At 65.4% G+C, this 3,632-nt stretch carries 2 protein-coding genes; both read left to right on the forward strand.

The window, feature by feature from the left end:
* Nucleotides 1-321 precede the first annotated feature (321 nt).
* Nucleotides 322-1,227 (forward strand): DMT family transporter, encoded by a 906-nt coding sequence (locus B3547_RS17360; protein WP_292965149.1) that lies wholly within the window; start codon nt 322-324, stop codon nt 1,225-1,227.
* A gap of 235 nt (nt 1,228-1,462) precedes the next feature.
* On the forward strand, nt 1,463-3,632 hold a 2,170-nt coding region (gene acnA / locus B3547_RS17365), incomplete at its 3' end, for an aconitate hydratase AcnA (protein WP_292965152.1).

The raw sequence follows: 3,632 nt of genomic DNA on the forward strand, positions 1-3,632 counted from the left end.
TCTGCGCGGCGGAGGCCACGCCGGCTTGCGCCAGCAGCGCGACCGCCAGCGTTCCGGAAATCATCGTTCGAGCCATCGGCCGACCCTTTGCACGCATTCTGTACAAGCCCCTGTCTTTCGTCGGGTGATGCCGCCGCCGGGATGCCGACGTGGCCTTGGATGTTTCATGCACCGCACTTGGCCCTTCCATCAAGCCCGGCGTCTGACCATAGCCTGAATCATTCACCTGCCGCTTGGTTCCGGAAACGCTGGCCGTCGGGCAGGCGACCGAATACCGAATGGCGTTTCCATTCGGCGCCGGAATCCCTAGGAGCCTGGGGCATGGCCCGCCACGCACATGCCGTTCCCATCCTGATCGCGCTGACGGGGCTTGCCACGTTCAGCGTGATGGACGGCTTCATGAAGGAGGCGTCGATTCTTGTCGGCGCCTATGCGGCGATGGCCTTGCGCAGCGTGGCGGGAACGGCGCTGATGCTGCCGGTCTGGCTTGGCCGGCGTGGACGCTGGCCGGCGGCGTCCACGATACGGCTTCATGCGCTGCGCGCGGTGGTCGCGGGCGTGATGGCGGTCCTGTTCTTCTACGGAGTGGTGCGCACACCGCTGGCCGAAGGCATCGCGCTGTCGTTCATCGCGCCGCTGATCGCGCTCTATCTCGCCGCCATTTGGCTGGGCGAGCCCGTGGGGCGGCGCGCGGTGGGCGGATCGCTGCTGGCGCTGATGGGCGTGGGTGTGATCGTGGCGGGCAAGCTTGGTGGGCATTATTCCGCCGAAGGGGTGAAAGGGCTTTGCGCCATCCTTGTTTCCGCCGTGCTCTACGCCTGGAATCTCGTGCTGCAGCGGCGCCAGGCGCTGTTAGCTGGGCCGGAAGAGGTGGCCTTCTTCCAGAACGCGGTAACCGCGCTGGTGCTCTTGCCCGGCCTGTTGTGGGTGGCTCCGGCGCCGACGCCGGCCGCGCTGGGCTGGATCGTGACCTCGGCGGCGTTGTCCGCCGCCTCGCTGATGCTGATGACGTGGGCTTATGCCCGCGCCGAAACGCGGGTGCTGGTGCCGCTGGAATATACCGCGTTCATTTGGGCGGCGATCGTCGGCTGGCTGATGTTCGGCGAAGCGCTGACGCTGCGCACGCTCGCAGGCGTCGCCCTGATCGTGGCGGGCTGCCTGATCGCCGTGCGGGCCGGGAAGGCGAATGCGGCGAGCGCCGGGAAAGTGCCGGAACCAGCGGCTTGATCCCGCTTCGTTCCGATCTGAATTGCTGTTGCGAAGCATTAGCCGATGTAATGCTGGGCTTTGGCCGAATTAGACCTTGGCTACCCTTGACGGCGCGGCGGTTAGCGCGCATCGCGCACTCGATTTCGGGTCATCCGGAACCGCACTTTCGCGCCGATTATGCAACGATCGCGTCGTCGCGGGAATGCCCCGATGGATGGCTCTTGGCCAACGGCAGGAGGTACGACACTTAGCCATGACCCAGGTCGGACAGGATACGCTCGGAACCCGCAGCACGCTGAGCGTGGGCGGCAAGGACTATGCCTACTATTCGCTCCGCAAGGCAGCGGCGAAGTTCGGGGACATTTCCCGCCTGCCCTTCTCGATGAAGGTGCTGCTGGAAAACCTGCTGCGCTTCGAGGACGGCGGCTTCACCGTTTCCACCGACGACGTGAAGGCGGTGGTGGACTGGCAGAAGAACCCCAGCGAATCGTCGAACGAGATCCAGTACCGCCCGGCGCGCGTGCTGCTGCAGGATTTCACCGGCGTGCCCTGCGTGGTTGACCTTGCCGCGATGCGCGACGCGATCGCTACGCTGGGCGGCGACACCAGCAAGATCAACCCGCTGGTGCCGGTCAACCTGGTGATCGACCACTCGGTCATGGTCGACGAATTCGGCCACCCCAAGGCGTTCGAGGAGAACGTCGAGATCGAATATCACCGCAACATGGAACGCTATGACTTCCTCAAGTGGGGTTCCAAGTCGCTCAACAACTTCTACGCCGTGCCCCCGGGCACCGGCATCTGCCATCAGGTCAACCTCGAGAACATCGCGCAGACGGTGTGGACCAGCACCGACCAGAACGGCGCGACGGTGGCCTATCCCGACACCTGCGTCGGCACCGACAGCCACACCACGATGATCAACGGCCTGGGCGTGCTGGGCTGGGGCGTCGGCGGCATCGAGGCCGAAGCGGCGATGCTGGGTCAGCCGGTTTCCATGCTCATTCCCGAAGTGGTCGGTTTCAAGTTCACCGGCCAGTTGCAGGAAGGCGTGACCGCCACCGACCTGGTGCTGACCGCCACCAACATGCTGCGCAAGCATGGCGTGGTCGGCCGTTTCGTCGAATACTACGGTCCGGGCCTTGCCGGCCTGACGCTGGCCGATCGCGCCACGCTGGCCAACATGGCGCCAGAATACGGCGCGACCTGCGGCTTCTTCGGCATCGACGAAAAGACGCTGGACTACCTGCGCCTGACCGGCCGCGAGGAAGCGCAGATCGCGCTGATCGAAGCCTATGCCAAGGAGCAGGGCTTCTGGATCGATCCGTCGGTGGAGCCGATCTTCTCCTCGACGCTCGAACTCGACCTGTCGACCGTCGTGCCTTCGCTCGCCGGCCCCAAGCGCCCGCAGGACCGCGTTTCGCTGCCCGACGTGGACGACGTGTTCAACAAGGACATGGCCGAAACCTACAAGAAGGCCCACGCGCGCGTGCCGGTCGAAGGCAAGGACTTCGATCTGGGTGACGGCGACGTGGTGATCGCCGCGATCACAAGCTGCACCAACACCTCGAACCCGGGCGTGCTGGTGGCCGCCGGTCTCGTCGCCAAGAAGGCCGACGAGCTGGGCCTCAAGCCGAAGCCGTGGGTCAAGACCAGCCTCGCCCCCGGATCGCAGGTCGTCACCGACTACCTCGAACGCGCCGGGCTGCAGCCGCACCTCGACAACGTCGGCTTCAACCTCGTCGGCTATGGTTGCACCACCTGCATCGGCAACTCCGGCCCGCTGGCCGATCCGATCAGCAAGGCGATCAACGAGAACGGCCTCGTCGCCAGCGCGGTGATCTCGGGCAACCGCAACTTCGAGGGCCGCGTCAGCCCCGACGTGCGCGCCAACTTCCTCGCCTCGCCACCGCTGGTCGTGGCCTATGCGCTGAAGGGCACGGTGATCGAGGACTTCGTCACCACCCCGATCGGCACCGGCAAGGACGGGCAGGACGTGTTCCTCAAGGACATCTGGCCGACCAACGAGGAAGTCTATTCGACGATGGCCGGCTGCATGGACCGCGCCATGTTCCAGGCCCGCTACGCCGACGTCTACAAGGGCGACAAGCACTGGCAGGCGATCAACGTCACGGGTTCGGAAACCTACCAGTGGCGCGCCGGTTCGACCTATGTCGCCAACCCGCCCTACTTTGAGGGCATGTCGATGACGCCGGCTCCGGTGCAGGACATCATCGAGGCCAAGCCGCTGCTGGTGCTCGGCGATTCGATCACCACCGACCACATCAGCCCCGCCGGCAACATCAAGGCCGATAGCCCCGCCGGCCAGTGGCTGCTGGAGCACCAGGTCTCGAAGGCGGACTTCAACAGCTATGGCGCGCGCCGTGGCCACCACGAAGTGATGATGCGCGGCACCTTCGCCA

The sequence above is a fragment of the Novosphingobium sp. UBA1939 genome, assembly GCF_002336885.1.
Classification (GTDB): domain Bacteria; phylum Pseudomonadota; class Alphaproteobacteria; order Sphingomonadales; family Sphingomonadaceae; genus Novosphingobium.

Coding starts and splice junctions, on each gene's coding strand:
- B3547_RS17360 (WP_292965149.1), top strand. CDS start 322: ATGGCCCGCCACGCACATGCCGTTCCCATCCTGATCGCGCTGACGGGG.